Annotated in this window: 18 protein-coding genes; 7 read left to right on the top strand and 11 right to left on the bottom strand. The window is 56.6% G+C overall.

Annotation, left to right across the window (positions count from 1 at the left end; genetic code table 11):
- Positions 1-17 precede the first annotated feature (17 nt).
- The 7 genes from HPC62_RS18990 to HPC62_RS18960 form a co-directional block, all read right to left on the bottom strand.
- Positions 18-248, bottom strand: coding sequence for a DUF4327 family protein (locus HPC62_RS18990; protein WP_172358075.1), 231 nt, complete (start codon positions 246-248; stop codon positions 18-20).
- 450 nt (positions 249-698) lie between these two features.
- Positions 699-1,322 carry a chromophore lyase CpcT/CpeT gene (locus tag HPC62_RS18985; protein ID WP_172358074.1) on the bottom strand — a complete coding sequence of 208 codons (624 nt, stop codon included), beginning with the start codon at positions 1,320-1,322 and terminating at the stop codon, positions 699-701.
- A 55-nt stretch (positions 1,323-1,377) separates the two neighbouring features.
- On the bottom strand, positions 1,378-2,277 hold the full coding sequence (locus HPC62_RS18980; protein WP_172358073.1) for a carbon dioxide-concentrating mechanism protein CcmK: 900 nt from the start codon (positions 2,275-2,277) through the stop codon (positions 1,378-1,380).
- A 168-nt stretch (positions 2,278-2,445) separates the two neighbouring features.
- A complete protein-coding gene (locus HPC62_RS18975) occupies positions 2,446-3,087 on the bottom strand; it encodes a transferase (RefSeq protein WP_172358072.1) in 642 nt (213 codons plus the stop codon).
- Positions 3,088-3,197: 110 nt separating this feature from the next.
- Positions 3,198-4,892: a ribulose bisphosphate carboxylase small subunit gene (locus HPC62_RS18970; RefSeq protein ID WP_172358071.1), complete on the bottom strand. Its 1,695-nt coding sequence runs from the start codon at positions 4,890-4,892 to the stop codon at positions 3,198-3,200.
- Between the two features lie 304 nt (positions 4,893-5,196).
- A complete protein-coding gene (locus tag HPC62_RS18965) occupies positions 5,197-5,499 on the bottom strand; it encodes a EutN/CcmL family microcompartment protein (protein WP_068507758.1) in 303 nt (100 codons plus the stop codon).
- 10 nt (positions 5,500-5,509) lie between these two features.
- Positions 5,510-5,851 (bottom strand): carbon dioxide-concentrating mechanism protein CcmK, encoded by a 342-nt coding sequence (locus tag HPC62_RS18960; RefSeq protein ID WP_068507759.1) that lies wholly within the window; start codon positions 5,849-5,851, stop codon positions 5,510-5,512.
- Between the two features lie 1,579 nt (positions 5,852-7,430).
- On the opposite strand from HPC62_RS18960, the gene HPC62_RS18955 reads away from it, so the two are divergent.
- The 3 genes from HPC62_RS18955 to HPC62_RS18945 all read left to right on the top strand — a co-directional run bounded on the left by HPC62_RS18955 (position 7,431) and on the right by HPC62_RS18945 (position 12,173).
- Complete coding sequence (locus HPC62_RS18955) at positions 7,431-9,266, top strand: NAD(P)H-quinone oxidoreductase subunit F (protein ID WP_172358070.1); 1,836 nt, start codon at positions 7,431-7,433, stop codon at positions 9,264-9,266.
- 138 nt (positions 9,267-9,404) lie between these two features.
- Complete coding sequence (locus HPC62_RS18950; protein WP_172358069.1) at positions 9,405-10,916, top strand: NADH-quinone oxidoreductase subunit M; 1,512 nt, start codon at positions 9,405-9,407, stop codon at positions 10,914-10,916.
- 114 nt (positions 10,917-11,030) lie between these two features.
- Positions 11,031-12,173, top strand: a complete 1,143-nt coding sequence (locus HPC62_RS18945; RefSeq protein ID WP_172358068.1) for a CO2 hydration protein — start codon at positions 11,031-11,033, stop codon at positions 12,171-12,173.
- A 97-nt stretch (positions 12,174-12,270) separates the two neighbouring features.
- Here HPC62_RS18945 and HPC62_RS18940 read toward each other — a convergent pair whose 3' ends face one another.
- Positions 12,271-13,584 (bottom strand): NF041680 family putative transposase, encoded by a 1,314-nt coding sequence (locus HPC62_RS18940; protein WP_172353244.1) that lies wholly within the window; start codon positions 13,582-13,584, stop codon positions 12,271-12,273.
- A gap of 89 nt (positions 13,585-13,673) precedes the next feature.
- Between HPC62_RS18940 and HPC62_RS18935 the strand changes: the two genes are divergently transcribed.
- Complete coding sequence (locus HPC62_RS18935; RefSeq protein ID WP_172358067.1) at positions 13,674-13,961, top strand: hypothetical protein; 288 nt, start codon at positions 13,674-13,676, stop codon at positions 13,959-13,961.
- Here the strand turns inward: HPC62_RS18935 and HPC62_RS18930 are convergent.
- A protein-coding gene (locus HPC62_RS18930) for an ISKra4 family transposase (protein ID WP_172353946.1) occupies positions 13,939-15,002 on the bottom strand; the annotation gives its coding sequence in 2 pieces (ribosomal slippage) (positions 13,939-14,846 and positions 14,846-15,002; 1,065 coding nt in all). The two genes, HPC62_RS18935 and HPC62_RS18930, sit on opposite strands and share 23 nt — an antisense overlap.
- A 58-nt stretch (positions 15,003-15,060) precedes the next feature.
- On the opposite strand from HPC62_RS18930, the gene HPC62_RS23570 reads away from it, so the two are divergent.
- The 3 genes from HPC62_RS23570 to HPC62_RS18915 all read left to right on the top strand — a co-directional run bounded on the left by HPC62_RS23570 (position 15,061) and on the right by HPC62_RS18915 (position 18,686).
- Positions 15,061-16,062 carry a transposase gene (locus HPC62_RS23570; protein ID WP_172358066.1) on the top strand — a complete coding sequence of 334 codons (1,002 nt, stop codon included), beginning with the start codon at positions 15,061-15,063 and terminating at the stop codon, positions 16,060-16,062.
- A gap of 441 nt (positions 16,063-16,503) precedes the next feature.
- Positions 16,504-17,565, top strand: a complete 1,062-nt coding sequence (gene hemE / locus HPC62_RS18920; protein WP_172358065.1) for a uroporphyrinogen decarboxylase — start codon at positions 16,504-16,506, stop codon at positions 17,563-17,565.
- Between the two features lie 77 nt (positions 17,566-17,642).
- Positions 17,643-18,686 carry an NAD-dependent epimerase/dehydratase family protein gene (locus HPC62_RS18915; RefSeq protein ID WP_172358064.1) on the top strand — a complete coding sequence of 348 codons (1,044 nt, stop codon included), beginning with the start codon at positions 17,643-17,645 and terminating at the stop codon, positions 18,684-18,686.
- Between the two features lie 250 nt (positions 18,687-18,936).
- Here the strand turns inward: HPC62_RS18915 and HPC62_RS18910 are convergent, their stop codons facing one another.
- Entirely contained in the window at positions 18,937-21,228 is a 2,292-nt protein-coding gene (locus HPC62_RS18910) for a M48 family metalloprotease (RefSeq protein WP_172358063.1), read from the bottom strand.
- A 265-nt stretch (positions 21,229-21,493) separates the two neighbouring features.
- Complete coding sequence (gene prfC, locus HPC62_RS18905) at positions 21,494-23,122, bottom strand: peptide chain release factor 3 (protein WP_172358062.1); 1,629 nt, start codon at positions 23,120-23,122, stop codon at positions 21,494-21,496.
- Positions 23,123-23,286: the final 164 nt, after the last annotated feature.

Here is a 23,286-nt window from a genome sequence, read left to right as displayed (position 1 = left end):
CGCAACCTAATTGCTCATTAATCTTCGTCCCAGGACTCTACAGCAAGCAAGTCGGCTACGGGATCTCGCATGGAAAAGTCGAAGTCCTCCAGTTCGCGCTTCCAGTAGGCCCACTCGTCGCCATAGAGCAGCGCAATCTTCCAAAGGCGATCGCTCGGCTTCAGAATATCTGAATCTACGAGCGATTTCACCTGACGCTGAAATTTCACCATCGGATGCAAATCCGGGCTAACAACACGATTCACCATAATTAACTTGTTAAATTTCCTCTAGGGTAAAAGTTATCCTGACCTCGCAGAGCGCTCCCTCAGCAGCGTGGAGTCTAGCAGCGCGGAGCCACAGCCGCACCCAGCGGTTCAATTCAATCAGCCGATGCTCAATCGGCCGCACTTGGGTAACAGATCAACTCAAACTCAGCCAGCAACTTATCTGTCGAAACACATCCTAGCTCATCCCTTCAGTCTTGCATCTCAAAATCCCGGATGCAGGCGGCAATATTCATTTCTTCTATGGGTCTATAGAGAATCAATTAGGAACCCTTGTTTTCAGACGCTCCACAATCCTCTGATTGGGTGAAGTCACTCCTCGGCGGCAAAAGCCGAAAGCCCTCAGCGATCGCATTGGGAAGATTGACGATGTTTCTTTTGCAGGGGTTTGGGTCATCCCTGGTAGGCGATCTTGGCACTCCTGCTGGCGTTTCAGAGGGGATAGTCCACCTGTTTGGTGAATTCGTAAGGGCCCATCAGCGCTCCCCAAAGCGCCTGGCCGGTGTCTGGGTCAACGCCTTTGTCGTAGCTGCGAAAGCGGCCTGGGCTGGCTTCAAACCCCAGCACAACCTGGCGCGTTTCGCCATTGTATTGAAAACAGCAGCGATCGCCCTCGATGGGTTCTGCGGCCACCCCGTCTCCCTGAGGCCGCAGCCGCAGCCGACAGCCCGGTAGGGGCTGCAAGTCGTCTAGCGCTAAGTCAGACAGTAGCTCCGGTCGTGCGCCCGCGCCCCGAAACCGATCCGGCTGGCGAAAGGCCCAGTATTGCACGGTATATTGCACAGCAGGCTTGCCGTCGTCCCCACCGCCCGCATCGGTGTTCCCGTCGTCATTCTCCTGCAAGACCAGCACCCGCTGTCGGTAGGGGTTTTGCAAATACAGCGCGTTGGCCTGTTCCGCAAACAGCGCAAGGCATCCATTTATCCGAATGGGCAGGGGGCGGTGCCATAGCCGCAGGTGAACAAACCAGGCCGGCTGGTCAAGCGACTGGGCGCGATTGTCAAACTCGCCCGCAAGCCACCGGGCCAGGGTGGGCAAATCCAGAACTGGAGGCATGTTGAAAGGTGAGAGCGAGTTTAGAACTGGGGAAAGTCAGATGATTCTGATTTGATTATTCTTCAGGATTTTCCAGGCGCTTGGGACGCTGATCAGCCAGGGGGGCTAGCTCTGGCAGGGGAATCGGTTCGGCAAGAGGGGGAGCAGCGTGGGGCGATCGCGCTTCGGGTTCCAGCGGCTCCGCCGACTCGATGGTCTTTTGTACGGTTATCTTTTGCACTTCAACTTCGGGCTGTTCTGGTGCCGCCAACTCCTTCTGCGGCGCTTTTAGATCAAGCGGCAGGGCGATCGGCTGCGGCCTCTCGATCCAGTAGCTAGCCAGAGGAAGGGTTTCTTCCAAATCATCTAGCGGGCGCGGAATCACCATCACAGCGTGCAGTTCACCAATCCGCTCGGCTTCGTGCATCCCGGCTTCTACGGCCATTGCCACATCCGCCACACGCCCGCGAATAATTGCAGTACACAGCCCGTCGCCAATCGTTTCGCACGCCGCAAGCTGCACCTCGGCCGCCTTCAGCATGGCATCGGCTGCGCCGACCATCGCCGGATAGCCGCGTGTTTCCAGAAGCCCTACGGCCTGCTTGCTGAGGCGGCTATAGCCCCGGTCGGAGAGAAACTTTGCCAGCCGACTGCCGATGGGTAGCACGGCTTCGAGGTTGGGCGAGGGGCGAGCAATAATGGTTTTAGAAATAAACTGGTCGAACCGTCGCGCCGTTTCTTCACCCACATCCACAGCAATGCGGACATCGGAAATGCCGCCCCGCACGACGGCAGTGCAATAGCCGCTGCCTGTTTTTTCATAGCCAATCAGCGTCACGCCGGAGGACTTCAGCATCATGTCAGCCGTGCCCACAATGGCGGGAAAGCTGCGCGTGCAAACTAACCCCAAAGCGCTGTCTCCAAAGTCTCGCCGGGGCGGGGTCGTTCCAACCTGAAGTTTGCCGGATGCGTCCATAGGGTTTGATGCTCAGATTGGCGATCGCCTTCTCAGCTTAACACTACGCCCTCGGCTTGGCGGTCTTTTGGCTCGCACTGCCCAACTTGCGCTAGACACTGGCGCGATTTCTGCATGATTTCTGCACAATATTTCTGCACAATTCTGTACAACATTAAACCAAATGATTCAGCCAGCATCAGGCGGCGAAGCGCCATCTGTCTCCGCTTGCCGATAGGGAAACATGGTTGCTAGAAGCTGCTGAAGTGCCTCCCGTCCGTAGACCGGGGGTGTGGACAGACTAATCGGCGCAGTGGTCGAGAGTCCGCCCACAGAGCGATGCTCACTCAGCGCATCGGGCCCGGGCCCAGCAGCAGACGTGGAGGGTGGAGTAGACAGCGGTATGGATGGAAGTATAGATGGAACCGCACCGCTGAAGTCTGGCATCGCGGAGGCGAGTGGAGTATCCAGGTCAACCCGACGGCTCGTGTCTCCCAGCAATGCCCTGGGTGGCACTATTTCGCCGGGGGCGATCGCCGGATTCAGAATCGTCGCCTCAGCACCGATGCAAGCTGTCGCGCCGATGTGTCCCGCCCCAATGATTAGCACCCGCGAACCGATCGTCGCGCCTGCCTCGATCGTCAGCGGGCCGCCGTGGGCGTGCAAGATAGCCCCCGCCGCAACGCTAACCCCTGCCCGAATCGTAATCTGACTGCCAGGATCAGTCTGGAGCAAAACCCCAGGGGCGATCGCCGCACCGGGTTCAATCACCACATCGCCACTTGTCAGCCCAGGGCTGCCCTCAACTGACGATAGCGATGACCTCTGCATTGCCCTAAAGGTGTATAAACCAATCTGTCGTTAAACCTGACCCCACCCGATCAACGAGCCGCAACGCCATAGAGCAGCTACACGGCAGCTACACAAAATGGCTAGAGGGTCTATGGACGCTGAATGATCGTCTCTGCAACCCGCCGCTTGGACTGAGTATCGACTCCATAAACCCGGACATACTGCCCTTGGTTATCTCCCAAGCAGCGCTCCAAAGCTGCCAGCACATCCGATTCGCGACCCGACTCGATCGGCGAGCAGCTTTCCCAAGAGCCAGTCTGGAAGCGGCGTTTGTCGGCGTGTTCTACGGCAACCTTGTAGCCCTGAGCCAGCAGGTGGCGAACCTGATCGACGACTTCGGGGCTGAGGCGCTGGCTCGAAGTAGCAGAGCTATGGCCTGCGTTGAAGCTGCTGGCGGCGGGCTGCTGATAGGATAAGCCACTGCTGCTGTAGCTAGGGGCAGGAGCGCTGCCGTTTTGCCCATTGCCAGGACGCTGCACGATCAGTTCTCCAACCCGCTGCTTGAGCTTGGGATCAATGCCAAACAGCCGGACATACTCACCCGAATGCTCTGCCAGACAGGCTTGCAGTGCCGAAATCGCTTCAGAGTCGCGGGTTGCCAGGATGGGAGCGCAGGTATGCCAGGAACTCGTTTGAAAGCGGCGCTTGTCGGCGTGTTCGGTGCCAATTTTCAAGCCGCGAGACAGCAGCCCACGAACATGTTCCACCACTTCCGCCGACAGTCCAGACGGGTTTGTGCTGCCATAGGACGCAGCAGGCTTGCTATAGCTTTGGCTAGTGTAGCTTTGGCTGGAATAGCTGGCAGCACTGGTCGATGCGCCGTTTCCGTTGGTGCGATCGCCCGGTCGCTGCACGATCAGTTCCCCGACGCGCCGCTTGGAGTGAGTATCGATGCCAAACAGCCGCACGTATTCGCCACTATGCTCCGTCAGACAGGCTTGTAGCGCCGCCAGCACGTCTGCCTCGCGGGAAGACTGGATGGGCGCACAGCTATGCCAGGAACTGGTTTGGAATCGGCGAGTATCCGCATGTTCGGTGCCAATTCGATAGCCCTGGGCTAGCAAATGGCGTACCTGTTCGACAACTTCTGGAGTTAATTGAGTATTCAGCATCTCAGGATTTTGGCTGGAACGATAGGAGGACTCGGCAGCGCGATCGCTCGGCTGCTGAAGGCGGGCTGATTCGGAGCGGGCCGGAGAACCAGCGCCCCCCCCACCAGACCGCATTGCGTCGTTGAAACCAACGACTTGGGAAGCAAACTCGATATCAACCGACTGAACCTCTGGCAAGCGGTCGGCCTGCTGCTGGGTGGTGATGATCGACCCAGAGGGAACATACCGACCCGGCGGAATTTCCACATCCTGGATGAGCGCGTGCATCATGACAATGCAGCCCTCGCCGATGCGGGCGTTGAACACCGTAGACCGAAAGCCAATAAAGCAGCGATCGCCCACATAGGCCGGCCCATGAATCAGCGCCATGTGGGTAATAGAAGCGTCTTGACCAATCCAGACTGAGTAGGGCTGCTGATCATCCCCCAGCACGCGCCCTTGCGGCAACCCGTGAACGATCGCCCCCTCCTGAACGCTGCTGCCCGAACCGACATAAAAGGGTGCGCCCTCCTCTGCTCGGATGGAAGCGCCCGGTGAGATCAGTACGTTTGCACCAATCTGCACATCTCCCATCACTGTCGAAAAGGAGTGAACGTATGCAGTCTCATGAATCTTGGGCTGCGTTACCCCCTTTGCCCAGGGTGTAGCAGCAACGGAGCTTTGAGCAACCATGACCACAGCTCTCCTGACCCAGCAACAAAACTCGAACCGTGACCGGCAAAATTAACAGGCCGATCAACCCGCAAAACCGGCCGACACAGATCGAGCAAGGTCAATCCAAACCTTTCACCACCCTCACAGCCCGATCGACCCCGATCAGCCGTAAACCGAGAGCCTGAAACACATGGTCAGGCTCTCGGTTTCCCACAGCACTCAACGGGCGATCGCCCTCACCACTCTAGAATCGGAACGCTAGAACTTAGAACTCTAGAATCGGAACCACTGCTGGACAGCCCTCTTAGACAACCATTGACAATCATCGATCTTGATCCCGCTTGCGATAAAGCATGAGATTCTCCACGCTCACGGTATCAATAATGCCAATCACTAGGGCATCCAGGGGACGAGACTCTCCGCCAGGGGTCTGACGCGCAGCACTGCCTCGACTGACCAAGACCCATTCATCTAGCCCGGCCCCTACGCTGTCTGCTGCCACCTCATAGTCTGCCAAGAGGTTTCCCTCCACATCGACAAACTGCAACAACAGAAACTTGACCCCCTGCAAGCTAGGCTCTTTTTGAGTGCTAACGACCGTACCGCAAACCTTGGCAATCTGCATCTAGCGGCTACTACGGACGGTTGACGGGGCGAATCCCGCTGACGCTTTCCCGGAAGGCTTCAACGGCTTCGGTATAGCGAATCGGCAGCACGTACTCCAGGTTTTCATGAGGACGAGCAATAATGTGAGTGGACAGCACTTGTCCGCCGTTGACTCGCTTCACGTTTTCAATCCCAGCTGCCACGGAAGCTTGCACTTCGGACACGTCGCCACGGACAATCACGGTCACCCGCCCACTGCCGATTTTCTCATAGCCAACTAGCGTCACCCGTGCTGCTTTCACCATTGCGTCCGCCGCTTCGACCACGGCAGGAAAGCCCAGAGTTTCTACCATTCCAACTGCAATTGCCATCGTTTTCTCCCTTCCAAAAAACGGTACTCAAACAAAACTACAACCTGCGATCGCCATTCATCGCCACTCGCAGCCTGGGCCAGCAAACTCGTCCAGAACCCTTATTCACCAGCCCAACACCGTCAATCTGTCTGCAACTGTTAATTATGACAAGTTATGTGCAACTAAGTAACAGCCAGCAGCGACTTTAGATATAACGACTCTGCTTCAACCTTCCATCAGTCTTGCAGAATGGACTTAAGCGACCATAGGTGTGGGAAATGACGCAAGCGATAACGCTTTGTCTCAGCTATACAAGCTGCGGTTAGCCAACCCGGCAACCATCATCCTCAGCGTGCTTCAAACCAGAACAACCGTGCAACATGGGCATAGAGCAATTACTCTGGAGTTTCCTGTAGGAACCTCTGAGGAGATCTAGCCATAGTCAACAACCTGTACGGCTTCAAATCCTTAGATAAAGTGCTGAAATTTAGATTCAGCCGATATCACAAGATGTCCAAAAAATCTCTAAATGAGCAAACAAACTCGGCATTTGCATCACAAGAAATAGATTGGAAAAGCACGACGGAATTCCCATTGTCAGAATACAAGGGGGTTGGACGCTTTGGCAATATAAACCAAAGTAATTGTTTTTATGGTCTATATAACTCAGCGTTATATCCGTTGGCAATCTGCTCCTTAACAGGCTTGACCCAAGAACAGAGCGCAAAGGCTTGTAGTGTAATGCGTGGTGTGAGCAAAGCTGCACATAGAACCGCACATCCTGTGCATTGTGGCAATACCTACAAAAAATATCTGACAAACTATCTGACAAATATCTGTGAACAATACCAAGGACAGGCACACCTACCGAAAAGTGCTGTTTCGGAAGTTGCCAGATCCTTGAACCTTTAACTCCTTATCCTGTAATGGCCCCTATATTCTATGAGGAAAGCGAGAGCCAATGTTTTATTCTAGGAAAACAGTTCGTAAACCTTGAGGGGATTTAATATTTTGTGTTTTTTGATTGAGAATCAACACAATAATTTACATTTCAACGTTGTCAATCGTGTGAAGCCAGAGGGTCAACAAGTTGTTTGCTTTTTTTAGCTTTTGCGGCGGTAATGCTATAGTCCTTATTACAAAAACTTTGTGTAGCGGCGATCGCACGTTCTAGAGAAAAGTGCGATCGCCTTTTTAGCACCAAGTCAACTTAGCACCAAGTCAACAGAGTCAACAGCACGTCGCAACCCGCCAGCATCCAGGAAAATCCTCGGTTCGCTTGATCTGGCATTAGCAGCGATGCGAGAATCGCTCAAGTTGCTCAAATAGTTCTAGACCAATGGGTTCAAGCTAGTTCACACCTTGGCTAAGACCACTTTGGTTTGGACAAGGGCACGAACCTACTAGGCTCAGGGTTTGGATTCGTCTGAAATTAGTCAGGCTTATAGGGTTTGCTGCGGTAGAGTAGCCTCAGGCTCGCTAGGGAAACGTTTGAGCCACTATGGCATGTCTACGAGTTGACAAGAGACAGCCCAAAATATTGGCACCTATTTGGCACCTATCTTGGTATGTGTAACGCGCGTAGGGGATGGTATCGATGGTTCAGTTTCTAATTGAAACCAGTTGGTGGGTACCAGGCTATGGGCTGTTGGGGGCGCTGTTGACGTTGCCCTGGTCTGCGGGGGCGGTGCGGCGAACGGGTCCCCGGCCAGCGGCCTATTTCAATATTTTGATGACGCTGCTGGCCCTGGTTCACTGTGCGCTGCTGCTGTGGGCCGTTTGGGATATGCCGCCCCAGTATGAGCCGCTACCCTGGCTGTCGGTGCTAGATCTGGACATTACCCTATCGCTAGAGTTATCCCGAATCAGCGTTGGCGCAGCACTGATTATTACGGCCTTGAGCCTGATTGCCCAAGTGTTTGCCCTGGGATACCTAGAGAAAGACTGGGCGCTGGCCCGCTTCTACGCGCTAATGGGCTTTTTTGAGGGAGCCATGAGCGGACTGGTGCTAAGTAACTCGCTGTTCCTCAGCTATGCCCTGCTGGAGATGCTGACGCTTTCGACCTATCTGCTGGTGGGATTTTGGTATGCCCAACCGCTGGTGGTCACGGCGGCTCGTGATGCCTTTCTGACCAAGCGCGTGGGCGATGTGCTGCTGCTGATGGGCGTGGTTGCGGTGGGTCTACTGGCGGGTGATTTAGATTTTCCCTATCTAGAAGCCTGGGCTGAAACAGCGAATTTGTCGCCGCTGGTGGCAAATTTGGTGGGTCTGGCCCTGATCGCGGGCCCGGTCGGCAAGTGTGCCCAGTTTCCTTTGAACCTGTGGCTGGATGAGGCAATGGAGGGGCCAAACCCGGCTTCGATCCTGCGGAACTCGGTGGTGGTGGCCTGCGGAGCCTACGTGCTGATTCGGATGCAGCCGATCGTGGCGCTGTCGCCTGTGGCGCTGACGACCCTGATGGTGCTGGGGACGGTGACGGCGGTTGGGGCTTCGCTGGTGGCGATCGCCCAAATCGACATCAAACGCGCCCTTTCCCACACCACGAGCGCTTACCTGGGTCTGGTGTTTTTGGCCGTAGGGCTACAGCAGCATGACACTGCACTTCTGCTGCTGCTAACCCACGGAATTGCCAAAGCACTGCTGTTTATGTGCACTGGCTCAGTGATTCTGACCACCAGCACTCAAGATCTGCGAGAAATGGGGGCCCTGGGGTCGCGGATGCCTGCAACCGCTAGCGCTTTTATTATCGGGGCGCTAGGGTCTGTGGGATTGGTGCCGATGGGCTGCTTTTGGGCGATGTATCAGTGGGCGCTGCCGGTGTGGCGGTCTTCGCCAGGTTTGCTGGCGGTGCTGCTGATCGTCAATGGACTGACGGCTTTTGGGCTAACGAGAGTGTTTGGTTTGGTCTTTTGTGGTGAGGTAAAGCCTAAAACGCGACGCGCTCCTGAAGCACCCTGGCCGATTGCAGTGCCGATGGTATCGGTGGCGATCGCCACGCTGCTTGTGCCCGTCATGCTCCACAACTGGGGACTGCTGCCCGACTGGAGAGACGTGAATCTGGCGATCGCCGGGGCGCTATTTGCCTCCAGCATCACAGGTTGTGGGCTGGGTGTTTTCTTTTACATGGGATCTCGCCCCCTGCCGCAGCCAGGAGGACTGGGCTGGAAATCGCTCCAGGATTTCCTGGCCCACGATTTTCGGATTGAGCAGCTTTACAAGCTGACGGTCGTGTTTGCTGTGGCTCAGGGGTCGCGGCTCACGGCCTGGTTTGACCGATACGTGGTAGACGGCATGGTGAATCTCCTTGGCGTTGCCTCGCTGATTGGTGGCGAGAGCCTGAAATACACCGTCTCAGGACGCGCCAGACACTACCTGCTGACCGTGTTTATCGGAGTCATTTTGGGCATCGCCTGGCTGGGCTGGATGTTTTAAATCGCTATTGCTGAATTCAAAACGCCCGTCGCCAAAACGTCTAAAAGAAAAAGCTGTCATCCGAGCGTTTTAACCAAACTTTTCATTCAAACCCTCTACCCAAACCCTCGCCCAAGCATCCAACCCTTCCGATTCGCCATGCTGAGTGTTCTAATCTGGTTTCCGGTCATTGGTGCGCTGATCATCAGCTTCTTGCCCCAGGCGCAGGCAGCAGAGCGGGGTCGCCAGGTGGCGCTGGTGTTTGCAACGATGGTTCTGGCGTGGACTGGGGTGCTGGTCAGCCAGTTTGACACGAGTGCGGCTGGATTTCAGTTTCAGGAATCGCTGACGTGGATTGAGCAGCTTGGGCTGAGCTACAAGCTAGGGATGGATGGGCTGTCGCTGCCGCTGCTGGTGCTGAATAGCCTGCTGGTGTGGCTGGCAATCTACAGCACCGATGCGAATCTGAACCGTCCCCGGCTCTGGTACTGCCTGATGCTGCTGCTAGAAGCGGGCGTGGCGGGGGCGTTTTTGTCAGAAAACCTGCTGCTGTTCTTCCTGTTCTACGAGGTGGAACTGATTCCGCTTTATCTGATGGTGGCAATTTGGGGTGGTGCGCGGCGAGGCTATGCGGCAACCAAATTTCTGATTTACACTGCCCTGTCTGGAATCCTGATTTTGGCTGCTTTCTTCGGGCTGGCGCTGCTCAGTGGGACAGGCAGCTTTGACTATGCGGCGCTGCAAAACCCGGCGCTGCCGATTGCCACTCAGTTGGTGCTGCTGATTACGCTGCTGATTGGCTTCGGCATCAAGATTCCAATTGTGCCGCTGCATACCTGGCTGCCAGATACCCACGTCGAAGCGCCAACGCCAGCCTCGGTGCTGCTGGCGGGTGTGCTGCTGAAGCTGGGAACCTACGGAATTGTGCGCTTTGGGCTGGGGCTATTTCCTGAAACCTGGCAAGTCGTCGCACCGTGGCTGGCCTGGTTGGCGGTGGTGAATGTGCTGTATGGCTCCTTTGTGGCGATCGCCCAGACCGACATGAAGAAAATCGTCGCCTACAGTTCCATCGGGCACATGGGCTATATCCTGTTAGCCGCCGCCGCCGCCACGCCGCTGAGCATCGCCGGGGCGATCGCCCAAATGGTCAGCCACGGGCTAATTTCCGCGCTGCTGTTTTTCCTGGTGGGCGTGGTCTATGCCAAAACCGGGACGCGGGATGTGACGGTGCTGCGGGGCCTGCTGACCCCAGAGCGAGGTCTACCGCTGGTGGGTTCCCTAATGATTGCTGGGGTCATGGCCAGCGCGGGCATTCCCGGCATGGTGGGCTTTATTGCTGAGTACATCATCTACCGCAGCAGCCTGCTGGTCTTCCCCATCCAGACTCTGCTGTGTATGCTCGGCGTTGGGCTAACAGCCGTATACTTCCTGAATTTGATTAACCGCGTCTTCTTTGGACGGCTGCCGGATGCCCTAGCGAACCTGCCGGCCATCTACTGGAAAGACCGCATTCCTTCGATTGTGGTCGTCGTTTTGGTCATCTTCCTGGGGCTTCAGCCCAACTGGATGACCCGCTGGAGTGAACTCACCTCCCTGTCGCTGGGCACGCTAGACGACCGGGCGATCGCCGCTGCGCTGGCACCCCGCCCCCTCCGCCGAAGCGTTGAGTAATTTTTGAGTAATTTTCTTAAACATCCTTAAAGATCAGGGATCACGCAGCTTACGCAACCATCCCACCACCCCACACCCAACCCCCTTGCTCTATAAGATCCTGAAGCTCCTGCTATGCTAACCGCACCTCCTCCCGCCGCCCATCCCCTCGCCTACATCGTGGACCGGATTGAATCTGGCGGTGCGCTGCTGCCCGACACCCCGGAAAACGTCGTGGAAGTGGTGGGCATTCTCAAGAGCTATGGCGTGGTGCTGGATGCCTACTGGCGCAACCTGATTTACATTTCAGAGCATCAGTTTTTGGTGCTGTTTCCGTTTTTCAAATATTTCAACGGCGAAATCACAACAGCCAAGCTGCTGCGCCACTGGTGGCACGACCGGATTAACTACGAATTTGCCGAATATTGCATGAAAGGCATGTTCTGGCACGGTGGCGGCGGGCTGGATGCATTTCTCGACACGCCGGAGTTTGTGAACCTGGCGAAAACGGCGATTCGCGCCAAGGTCAAGTCCAATCCGTTGATGAGCGGCCTCAATCAGATATTTCCCGACTTCCTGGTAGAACAGGTGCGGCAGCTTTGCTACTACAGTGGGCTAGGGCAGTTTTGGCGGGTCATGAGTCCGATGTTCCTGACGCTTTCGGATCGCTACGACCGGGGAGAAATCCAGACAATTGCCGATGTTGTGGCGCATGTCAAGCAGGGCTTAGTCGATGCAGCCGCACTGCCGATCACCTATGCGGTCAATATTGACGGAAAATCCTACGACCTGCTGCCAGCTTCCGCTGGGTTGACCTTTTTGCCCGATACCGCGCTGCCCTATGTGGAAGCGGTGTTTCTCCGGTCGTTTCCCTTCTTTGGCACGGTGTCTTACAACGCACAGGCGCACCAAATTTCAGCCAACCAGGCAGACTTTAACTATGGAGCGCTGTTTGCCGATCCGCTGCCCATTGGGGGTGGAGGCATTCCGCCCACGCTGCTGATGCAGGATATGCGCCATTTTCTGCCTGATTACTTGCACAAAATTTATCAGCAAGGGCTGCGCGGCGAAGATGACCTGCGGGTGAAGATCTGTCTCAGCTTCCAAAAATCAATGTTTTGCGTGACGACGGCAGCTATTTTGGGCACGCTACCGCATCCGCTAGATACAACCGATCTTGCCCAGCAACAGTCCAACCGGGCCTATCTCGAAGCCTGGGTGGAGCGCCTGTCGCCCTCGCGTTTGCCGCGCGTGCAGGAATACTTTAGTTTGGACTAACTGGCATCACAATAATGCTCAACAGGATGCCATAAAGAATCTGCTCAACCGTTCATAACAGTTGAACTTAAGGAATTGGATACAATCCTGCTCGCAGTTAAGCTGCTGTTGCAACCGGACTGTTCAGGGATTGTTCGGATGTCTTGCGTTTCGAGGCTCGTTTTTTGACCATCGGATAGCAGGGACGAGGAGTTGGCTTGTGCCCCTTGCCTCGTCCTGGCGATTTACCACGAGGTTTAGGCGCAGGAGCAGGGGTGCCAATCGCTGCCAAAATGCCTGCAAACGCTTGTGCGACCCGACCCGGAGTCAACGTTTCTTGCGGTGCCTGCCAGGGCAAGGGGTGGTCAGTACAGTCCTTTCGCGCTAACCACAACTGCCAACTGAGCAACGGCATCAGGCTGCTCCACTGTTCGGTTGCCGATACAGAACTGAACTGGGGATGTGTCCAATATAGCCTCTGCTTGGCAAAGCGATACCAGTGTTCAATGGCAAAGCGACGGAGGTAGTGCAACCACAGGGTTTCTAACGGAGGCATCTGCTCACCCAGCCAAACTAACCACAAAGGAGCCAAGCGTCGCGTGCTGCTCTGTGTCTCCAGCACCTCCACGCGCAACACTTCCATTGCCCGTTTGGGGGATTTGCGGAAATGGTATGCACTCCAACGACTGACCCGCACTCGTCCCCAGTTGGGATCATCGACTTCAACGGTTTCGACCGGGACACTCCAAGTGTCAGGGTCATTGAGTTTCATCTTATGTCCATGCTTGGCAGGTGCGCCTCGCCCTCGATACGCTGGGGGCGCGCCATAGACACATCGATTGGATGTAACCCGCAGCAGCAAGTCTGCCTCAATCCCTGCCGTTTGGTTGACAAAACTGGCATTGCCGTACCCTCGGTCGTAGATCGCCAACGGACGCACCGCTAACTGCCGAGTCACTTGTTTGAGTTGGAATGCCGCTTTACTGGCGGGTGTTTCAAAGCTGGTGATGCGCTCATGCCGCAATGGTAATGCCCAACTGCCCCTGTCTTCAGCAATCCAGGCTAAGGTACTGTAGTTTTGTCCGGCTATCGGGGCATGTCCTGTTCTGCCTGATAAGGTGCGGTCTTTCAAACGCCTGGCAGCAGGACGGTTCCACCGACTCGCATCACCTGCCAACAACGGTTGCTGCTGAGTCGGTATCTGCTGCACCAACAGCTTCAGCACCTTTGATCGGGGTAGGCGGCTATCGCGCAACGCTTCATAGGTGCTCGACCACTGGCGACGAAAGACAGGACTCTGCGATAGCCTCACAAACGACACGATGCACGCACTCACTAACACGGCATCCATCAGATCAAACAGGGCATCTCTGGCGTTTCCCAAGCTGGCATACAACGTTTGGCGAAATTGCTGAAGTTCGTTGAAAATCATGGGGTCAATGTTGGTTGTACTTCATTGACCTTACGGCAGTCGGTGCTTCTCATTGACTGCCTTCCTCTTCACCATTAGTCCAAACTAAAGTGAGTGCGTGCATCGTGTCGTTTGTGAGGCTATCGCAGAGTCCTGTCTTTCGTCGCCAGTGGTCGAGCACCTATGAAGCGTTGCGCGATAGCCGCCTACCCCGATCAAAGGTGCTGAAGCTGTTGGTGCAGCAGATACCGACTCAGCAGCAACCGTTGTTGGCAGGTGATGCGAGTCGGTGGAACCGTCCTGCTGCCAGGCGTTTGAAAGACCGCACCTTATCAGGCAGAACAGGACAGGAGCATCCCACTTTCGATGAAACAGTCAACTGGCGAGCTGTCCATTGAGGTAGGCACAGCGCAGACTCAACATGGCATTAACGGAGGCCGTATTCCAGCGAGCACCCGAAATTTGGAGGCGTCGCCCAATCTGTTTGACAGCCGATTCTACGGCTCCTGATCCAATAGAACAGAGTTGCTCAGCCTGGTAGAACCCATAATTCACGATGCGAGAGCGATGGGTGCTCAGATAGGCTTCAAAATTGCGGGCTTGCTTGCGCCGACAGTCGGCAAAGAGGGCCCTGGCGGCTTCCACTTGACCTTGCCATAACAGCATTTCCGCCGCTGCTAAGCGCTTGAGCGACCCACCGACTTTGTAGAGGTTTTCTTTGAGATGGTACCAATCGAGGATTTCCCAACGGGTCTCAACGGTGGTGAGTTGAGCAAACAGATTCCACACCCCAGCGTGACCATCGCCCAGACAGACCAGTGGGGAGAGCAAGCGTTGAGCGCTGAGATAATCAATCAAGCTGTCATTGTCTTGGAAGAAGGCGTTGTAATCAATCCCCTCCACCCGCACCGCTTTGTAGTCTCGCCACGGGCTATCGGACTCTAGCAGGTCACGCAGACGGACTTTGCCGCCATCAATGCTGACCTCACTGACGCCTTGTTTAGCCTCGGCAGACTCGAACGACTGACGCCCCACCAGACGTTGTTGGGTCGAGTGCCCGACCCGCATCCCGGTCAGGGCTACGATGTCATCCTCTGCATCTTGAAACGATTCGTTGGCACTTAAGCGTAGGTTGGCTTTCTCTAGGCCACCACTGAGACGGCTGTAAGCCTTTACGCCTAACCGTTCTGCCTGACTTTGACGAATCTCAAGGACCCCTACTAAACTCTTCAATCGGCGAACCCGGCCTCGGGCGGGGTAGGCTTTCTGGTTGACAAAAAAAGGGCAACTCGAGGGCTCACCTCCTCTAGCATTTGCCGTCGTACAGTCTGCTCGATGCCTTCTAGACTATCGAGCCCCTCTCGGTTGCTATTGCGATACAAAATCTCGGCGATCTCTGCTGTACAAGTTTCCAATCGCTTTTGGTCTTCAGGTGTCATGGTGAGTCATCCCTGGGGCTACCCTCCCATTCTCACCCTTCGCACTGTTTTCGCGAAAGTGGGATGCTCCCGAACAGGACATGCCCCGATAGCCGGACAAAACTACAGTACCTTAGCCTGGATTGCTGAAGACAGGGGCAGTTGGGCATTACCATTGCGGCATGAGCGCATCACCAGCTTTGAAACACCCGCCAGTAAAGCGGCATTCCAACTCAAACAAGTGACTCGGCAGTTAGCGGTGCGTCCGTTGGCGATCTACGACCGAGGGTACGGCAATGCCAGTTTTGTCAACCAAACGGCAGGGATTGAGGCAGACTTGCTGCTGCGGGTTACATCCAATCGATGTGTCTATGGCGCGCCCCCAGCGTATCGAGGGCGAGGCGCACCTGCCAAGCATGGACATAAGATGAAACTCAATGACCCTGACACTTGGAGTGTCCCGGTCGAAACCGTTGAAGTCGATGATCCCAACTGGGGACGAGTGCGGGTCAGTCGTTGGAGTGCATACCATTTCCGCAAATCCCCCAAACGGGCAATGGAAGTGTTGCGCGTGGAGGTGCTGGAGACACAGAGCAGCACGCGACGCTTGGCTCCTTTGTGGTTAGTTTGGCTGGGTGAGCAGATGCCTCCGTTAGAAACCCTGTGGTTGCACTACCTCCGTCGCTTTGCCATTGAACACTGGTATCGCTTTGCCAAGCAGAGGCTATATTGGACACATCCCCAGTTCAGTTCTGTATCGGCAACCGAACAGTGGAGCAGCCTGATGCCGTTGCTCAGTTGGCAGTTGTGGTTAGCGCGAAAGGACTGTACTGACCACCCCTTGCCCTGGCAGGCACCGCAAGAAACGTTGACTCCGGGTCGGGTCGCACAAGCGTTTGCAGGCATTTTGGCAGCGATTGGCACCCCTGCTCCTGCGCCTAAACCTCGTGGTAAATCGCCAGGACGAGGCAAGGGGCACAAGCCAACTCCTCGTCCCTGCTATCCGATGGTCAAAAAACGAGCCTCGAAACGCAAGACATCCGAACAATCCCTGAACAGTCCGGTTGCAACAGCAGCTTAACTGCGAGCAGGATTGTATCCAATTCCTTAAGTTCAACTGTTATGAACGGTTGAGCAGATTCTTTATGGCATCCTGTTGAGCATTATTGTGATGCCAGTTAGTCCAAACTAAAGTTCCTAAGGCTAGATTTGCTTTGCTTTGTGCGGCGTGGAAAAGGGATTTTTGGGGTGCGCGATCGCGTATAATCAGACGTTACCGCTCAGTTGTGTGTGACTGACCTGCCGGAGTTTGTGCTTGACGAAAAGACGCTCTGGCCAGTTCACTTGTCGAGTGAATCGAGTCAACCAGAGCGCGTTCATCCAGGCTCATATATTCCAGGCTCATTTCTTACAGCTAACCTCGCCATTTGCCTGGTCTTCTTACCCTCGCGCCAGCCATGCGGAGCGACAGCGCTAGTCCCCAAACCCTAATCCCTAACCCCTTTAAAAGAGAGACGTTTCAATGACAGGATCAACCCAAGTGCCATACTTGCTTCGGGCTGCGCGTGGAGAGGTGTTAGACCGCCCGCCCGTGTGGATGATGCGCCAGGCCGGGCGCTACATGAAGATTTATCGGGATTTGCGCGACAAATACCCCTCCTTCCGTGAGCGCTCGGAAACGGTTGACCTGGCGGTAGAAATTTCGCTCCAGCCCTGGCGAGCCTTTCGTCCCGATGGGGTGATTCTGTTTTCCGATATTCTCACGCCGCTGCCAGGAATTGGTATTCCCTTCGACATCATCGAAAGCCGTGGCCCCATCATCGATCCGCCCATTCGCACCCAGGCGCAAGTCGATGCACTTCATGAACTCGACCCCGAACAGCATCTCAGCTTCGTCGGCAAGATTCTGCGGACGCTGCGGCAGGAAGTGGGCAACGAAGCGGCAGTGCTGGGCTTCGTCGGCGCTCCCTGGACGCTGGCGGCCTATTCCATCGAAGGCAAAGGCTCGAAGGATTACACCATTATCAAGAGCATGGCGTTTACGGAGCCTGCGATTCTGCATCAGTTCTTGAGCAAGCTGGCAGATGCGATCGCCACCTACGTCTGCTATCAAATCGAAAACGGCGCACAGGTGGTACAGATGTTTGACTCTTGGGCGGGTCACCTTAGCCCGCAAGACTATGACCAGTTTGCCCTGCCCTACCAGCAGCAGGTTGTGCGCCAGGTGAAGGCCAAATATCCCGACACGCCGATGATTCTCTATATCAACGGCAGCGCCGGATTGCTGGAGCGCATGGCACAATCGGGCGTGGATATCGTCAGCGTAGATTGGACGGTAGACATGGCCGAAGCGCGTCGCCGCTTAGGGCCGGCCGTAGGGGTGCAGGGCAATATTGACCCGTGCGCGCTGTTTGGGTCGCAAGCCTTCATCCGCGATCGCATTCTCGACACCATCCGCAAAGCCGGAAATCAGGGGCATATTCTCAATCTGGGCCACGGCATCCTTCCGGGCACGCCCGAAGAAAACGCCGCTTTCTTCTTTGAAACCGCCAAGCAGGCCGACAAACTGCTGGCGATCGCCTAGCGGCCTTTGTAGAGTGAACGCCTGGGTACATCGTGCCCAGGTTTTTACTTCGTTTCTTCACTCCGCCACCCCCACACATGACTCCGAAGCGAATCCTCCTTACGGGCGCAAGCGGCTGCGTTGGGCACTACATTGCTGACGCGCTGATTCATCAGACGCAGCACGAACTGTTTCTACTGGTGCGAAACCCGCAGAAGTTTCGGCTGAGTGTAGACACGCGGCCGGGAATCCACCTCATCGTAGGCGATATGCGCCAGATCGAGCAGCAAAATAAGCTGCTTAAAACCATTAATGTAGCAATCCTCACCGCTGCCGTATGGGGCGGGGCACAGGACGTGTTTGACGTAAACGTGATTAAAACCGTCCGGCTGATGAACCTGCTTGACCCGGATGTGTGTGAACAGGTCATCTATTTTTCCACTGCCAGCATTTTGGATCGCGAGGGCAAGCCGCTCAAGCAGGCGGGCGAAATCGGCACCGACTATATCCGCGCCAAATACGCCTGCCATCAGCGGCTATCTAAGCTGGCGATCGCCCCCCAAATTACCACCGTTTTCCCCACACTGGTCTTTGGTGGCGATGACACCAAGCCCTACTCGCACCTCTCAGGCGGCATTACCGAGGTCACAAAATGGATCGGGCTGCTGCGCTTCCTCAAGCTCGACGGCAGTTTTCACTTTATCCACGCACAGGATATTGCCCAAGTTGTCGCCCATCTCGTAGAACACCCGCCAGAACTGGGCGATTCTGGGACGGATTGCTTCGCGAATTGGCGCGAACTGGTGCTGGGCAGTGAACCAATCACGGTGAACCGGGCGATCGCCGACATGAGCGCCTACCTGGGTAAGCGCATCTATTTCCGCATTCCGCTGACTCGTCGGCTGATCGATCTCCTCATTGTCCTCTTCCGCATCCAGATGGCCGCCTGGGATCGCTTCTGTCTAGGCTATCGCCACTTCACCTATCAGCACTTCGTCAACCCCAGCACCTATGGGCTGCCCATGCGCTGCGCCACGGTGGCCGAACTGCTGGCCGCCAGCGGTGTGCCTGGTTCCCGCGTGCCTCCAGTGGCGATCGCCCCCGCCCCGCTGGTCAAGGCAGAATCCGGCAGTGCAGAATAAGGGCACTCGTTCTGCGATGTAGCATTCACAATAGTTTCACAGTTTCACAACAGGTTGAACAGCGGCTCAAAAAAGCGCCGAATCTGTGACTATGGGTAGATCTCTTCTAGACCATGCCCTGCGGTAAAACCGACATTCTTACACAGCGCCACCAATGAAATTCCTGGCAGCTCACAGACACTAGACAGGCGCTCTAAAATCGCAAACCCAAAACCCAAAATCTAAAACCCAAAATCTAAAACCCAAAATCCTAAAAGCCCGTCAGGATGACATGGAAGCCCCAGAGCGCAGCGGCGATCGCCACGAGCGTAGACCAGAGGGGGTGCTCGCTGCGGCAAACTGCGCCCTGCGTCGTTTGAATCGTTTCTACATCGATCCAGGGTGTTGCGCCCCGGCGAAACCAGCCTGTAACCGTGACGGGGCGGCCGATCAAGCCGCTGGGGTGACGACCGGGTGCGAGGAGGCTGCCCAGCGGGCCGAAGCGGTGTGTGTGGTGCAGCCGGATTAGCCCCGTTTCGCACTGGAGCAGCAAGTCCTGGCTGGGCAGGGCGCAGATGCCGCGCTGACCCAGCAGCGTTCCCCGCAGGCGCAGCGGTTGTCCGGGTAAGGGAATTGGAGCGGGGGGCTGCATCAGTTCTACCAGAGACAGGTCGGTGGGAGCCGTGCGGGGAATGTCGCGGAAGAAGGAATTGATGCGGACAAACGTGCCAAAGCTAAAGCCCAGCAGCCCGCAGCCCATCAGCAGCGTGCGATCGCCCCACATCCAGGTCAGCCCGCGCCAGTTGAACTGAGTGGCGACTCCGCCGACCAGCCAGAGGAAGAGCGCGATCGCCAGCCCAATGCCCAGCCCCAGGTATGGCGAGGCTTGCAGCAGCAAAGGACGACGTTCCTTCCAGGACAGACGAGGCGGGGCAGCGGGCGGCAGGTCGAGTTCGGGGAACAAGCGCCAGTGCTGGGCATAGCGGCTGAGGTGCTGGAGGCGATCGCCCAAGGGGGGATGGGCATTGCTGACCGAGAGCCAGTGGCGGTAGGGATTTTGGCAATCCCACTGGAGCAGGTCGGGGCTGGGGTGCTGGGCGTAGAGGCTGCCCAGCGTGAGTGACGTTTTGATCCCAACGGGCATGAGCAGTTCCAGGCTCTCTAGCAGTGGGCTAGTCTGGCGCTGCTGGGCCACGGCCTGCGACAGGCCCAGGCTACATTTCAGCAGGGCGCGGCTGAGGGCGTTGGGGTTGCCCGTCAGGTTAGAGGAGGTGCGATCGCTGTAGAACAGTCGCCGCCGCGAAAACCACAGCCCCACGGCCCGACATAGCCAAAAAAGGCCGTAGCCCAACAGGGAACCGTCCATCGCCAGAGCGCGTAGCCCGGCATTGCGCTGGGAATCGCCCCACTGCCCCAGCACCCGATACAGCAGATAGGGCAGCAGCCCCACCAACGTTACCAGCGACATCACGCCTGCGGTCCAGTGCTGCAAATGCCCGATTTCCCCGGCCACCAGCGCCGCAATCTCGTCATCCCGAAGCTGCGCCAACAGCCCACGACTGAGAACCAAATGCGACAGGCGAGGCAGCGATCCATAGGTCAGCAGCAGCGGCGCGTCTGTGGGCAATAGTTCCAGCTTGGGCAAGGGGCGCTGCTGTTGGCCAAAGATTCGCTTTAGCACGCGGGCGGCTTCGGGGCTGGCTTGTTCCAGGGTATCTACTGCCAGCGGCTGCATCTGGTAGGCTCGACGCAGCAACAGCGTCATCAGCCAGGGTAGGGCGATCGCCAGACCCAACAGACCGAGCAGCACTAGCGCCGCCGGATCGCGGTAAATGCTGTAATACCGAAGGTCAACCGGAAATGTGATGCGGGCGATCGTGTGGTTAAATAGCCAAAACGTCGCCAGCAGTAGCCCCCGCAGCAAGGCGAACAGGGCCATCGCCGTTCCCAGGCCCAGCGCCCAAAGACCCGCCCGATCCACCATCGGCAGCGGCGACCACTTTTGGGCGCGGCCGGCCAGCCGCCAGTCAATGGGCGTTGTTTGAACGGGGGCGATCGCCGTGTCGTTGGGCAGGGAGCTTGCCGACGCAGCGGGGGGATGGCTGGGCGATCGCAACGGGCGGCTGGGAGAGCGACTGCCGGGAGCGTGAGTCAACCCCGCCGCGAGGTCATCTTCTGACGCGGGTCGGGCAGCAGCCGGAGGAGCTTCTAGAGACTGTGCCGAAGCAGCGGCAGGTTCAGCGGCTTCTGGATGGCGCTGGGCAATCTCTGCCAGGGCTTTGGCGGCCCAGCGGCGGGTCTGCACATGGGAACTGTTGCTGAGGGTTTGACAGAGGGCGATCGCCTCCTGCACATTGCCCGATTTTTCGTAGGCCATCACCAGCCCCATTCGCGCCTTAAGCTGCACCGAGCGCTCGGCGGGCGTGCGAAACAGGCTCTCCAGATGGGCGATTGCCGTGCCATATTCCTGCCGCTTCAGCGCTGCCAACCCCGCATCCAGCAGCGCCCGCGCCGCCGCGCCCGTGGACCCGGACGATACAGGCAATTTTGACCGCTCGCTCATATCCGCTCCTCGCTGGCGTGGCTCAAAGGATCATCTAGCCCAAAGGCTGAGTCAAGCGCTAAGGCTCGTTAAAATGCTGCGCTAGTCGTGCGTTAGAGAAAGTTACACAGTCCCTAACCCAAGCATAGGGGCTATTCGCAAACCGGCCCAGAGAAAAGTGCAACTTGGAAAAATGCAGCTTGCCTCTAGGCTTCCCAGAAAATACGGAAATTACACGCGATCGCGCGGTTATTAGGCTAAAATCACACCGCTGCGGGTTCCTGAATCACACTGCTGCGGGTTCCTGACCCGACGCAACCGGGGCGATCGCCCGCAGATCCAGTTCTGGATGCTCCCCTTCCACCTGTTGGCAGTTCCACTCGTTTTTGAACAGCAGCACCGGACGACCCCAGCTATCCTTCACCGTCACCGTGTTGAACAGGCGACCTGCCTTTTCCAGCGCTGCCCAGCCACCACCCACCCAGCGGGCCACGCTGTAGGGCAGCGGATCGAGCAGGCTGTCCACGTTGTATTCATTTCGCAAGCGGAACTGCACCACTTCAAACTGGAGTTGCCCCACGGCGGCGAGAATCGGCTCCCGCTTCGACTCGTCCGTGGAATACATAATCTGCACCGCGCCCTCTTCCCGCAGCTCGTTGACACCCTTTTGAAACTGCTTGAACTTGCTGGGGTTGGGGTTTCGCAAATAGGCAAACAGTTCTGGCGAAAAGGAGGGAATGCCCTCGTATTCCAGCTTTTTGCCGTTGTAAATCGTGTCGCCAATGGCAAACATACCCGGATTGTTCAGACCAATCACGTCGCCGGGATAGGCTTCATCGAGGGACTGCCGCCCCTGCCCAAACAGTTTTTGCGGATGAGACAGGCGCACCGTCTTGCCCGTGCGGGCGTGGTTCACCACCATGTCTTTTTCAAACTTGCCGGAGCAGACCCGGATAAACGCGATGCGATCGCGGTGCTTGGGGTCCATGTTGGCTTGCAGCTTGAACACAAACCCAGAAAATTCGGGATAGGTCGGGTCGATGTCGCCCTGGGTGCTGCGGCGAGAACCGGGCTTCAGCGCGTAGTCCAGGAAGGATTCCAAAAATAGCTCCACACCAAAGTTGGTCATGGCGCTGCCAAAAAAGACAGGCGTTAGCTTGCCCGCATGAACCTGCGCCAGGTCAAACTCTGTGCCCGCTGCCTCCAGCAGTTCTAGTTCTTCTTTGAACTGGTAATACAGGTCTTTTTCGAGCAGATCTTCGATGCGCGGATCGCCCAGATCCACCACAGTATCTTTGGCCTCGCGGCTGCCGTGGGCCGTGCGCTCAAACAGGTGAATTTGCTGTTTGCGGCGATCGTAAACCCCTTTGAAGCGATCGCCCATGCCGATGGGCCAGTTCACTGCATAGGTTTGCAGCCCCAACTCCTGCTCAATTTCGTCCATTAGCTCCAGCGGCTCGCGCCCCGGCCGATCCAGCTTATTGAAAAAGGTGAAGATGGGAATGCCCCGCATCCGGCACACTTCAAACAGCTTGCGGGTTTGTGGTTCCAGACCCTTGGCAGCGTCCTCCAGCATTACCGCATTGTCGGCGGCGGCCAGGGTGCGGTAGGTGTCTTCGCTAAAGTCCTGGTGTCCGGGCGTATCCAGCAGGTTGATCGTGTAGCCGCTGTAGTCAAATTGCAGCACCGTGGAGGTGATGGAGATGCCCCGCTGCTGCTCCATTTCCATCCAGTCTGAGGTGGCGTGGCGCTGCGCCCGCTTGGCCTTGACTGCACCTGCTTCGTGAATCGCGCCTCCATACAGCAGCAGCTTTTCGGTGAGCGTGGTTTTACCCGCGTCGGGGTGGGAAATAATTGCAAAGTTGCGCCGTTGGTCAACCGCAGTCGCAATTTCAGCTTGGAGGTCGGTGGTCATGCCAGAAAAGACTCAGAGCAAGTAGAGCATATACAGGAAGCAACCTTTATCGTAGCAAGCCAGCCCGAATCGTGGGCGATCGCCGGAAAAGCCGCCCCGTCTGGTGAAGACACTAGTATTCCTGACTCACACTCCTGACGCATAATCCTGAGTCATACTCCCGG

Source organism: Thermoleptolyngbya sichuanensis A183, assembly GCF_013177315.1.
In the GTDB taxonomy this organism is placed as follows: domain Bacteria; phylum Cyanobacteriota; class Cyanobacteriia; order Elainellales; family Elainellaceae; genus Thermoleptolyngbya; species Thermoleptolyngbya sichuanensis.
This window is presented reverse-complemented; position numbering and strand designations above follow the sequence as displayed.